Here is a 654-nt window from a genome sequence, read left to right on the forward strand (position 1 = left end):
GTAAGCGCTGTCCTCAGGCCACGGCTTTGAGGGCTGGCGTTGGCTGGAAAGCCCATGGCAGCAGATCATCGAGGTGCCGCTGCGGATGGTCCTCGACGATGCGGGTGATGACGTCGGCCAGGTAAGCCTGCGGCTCGACGCCGACGAGCTTGCAGGTCTCGACCAGCGAGGCGACCACCGCCCAGTGCTCGCCTCCGCCGTCCGAGCCAGCAAACAGGGCATTCTTGCGATTGAGGGCCAGCGGCCGGATCGCGCGCTCGACGGTGTTGGAGTCGATCTCGACGCGCCCGTCGGCGAGGAACAGGCTCAGCCCCGCCCAGCGGCTCAGGGCGTAGCGGATCGCCTCCGCGAGGTTGCTCTTGCGGCTCAAGAGGCCGAGCTTCTCCCGCAACCACGCCTCCAGTGCTTCGACCACCGGCCGGCTTCGCTCCTGACGGGCCGCCCGTCGCTCCTCGGCCGGACGCCCGCGGATATCGGCCTCGATCCGGTAGAGCACGGCAATGCGCGACAGCGTCTCCGTCGCGATCGGCGAGGCCGCGGCAAGGTCATAGAATTGCCGACGCACATGGCTCCAGCAGTGGGCCAGCCGCACTGCGCCGCCCTTGGCCAAGCTCTCGTAGGCCGCGTAGCCGTCGACCTGCAGCACGCCTGCAA

1 protein-coding gene is annotated in these 654 nt (G+C 68.8%); it reads right to left on the reverse strand.

The annotated features are described in order from the left end of the window. Positions 1-13: 13 nt before the first annotated feature. A partial coding sequence (gene tnpC / locus ACLBYE_RS30515; RefSeq protein WP_447697035.1) for an IS66 family transposase occupies positions 14-654 on the reverse strand: 641 nt, incomplete at its 5' end.

The sequence above is a fragment of the Methylobacterium sp. A52T genome, assembly GCF_053346095.1.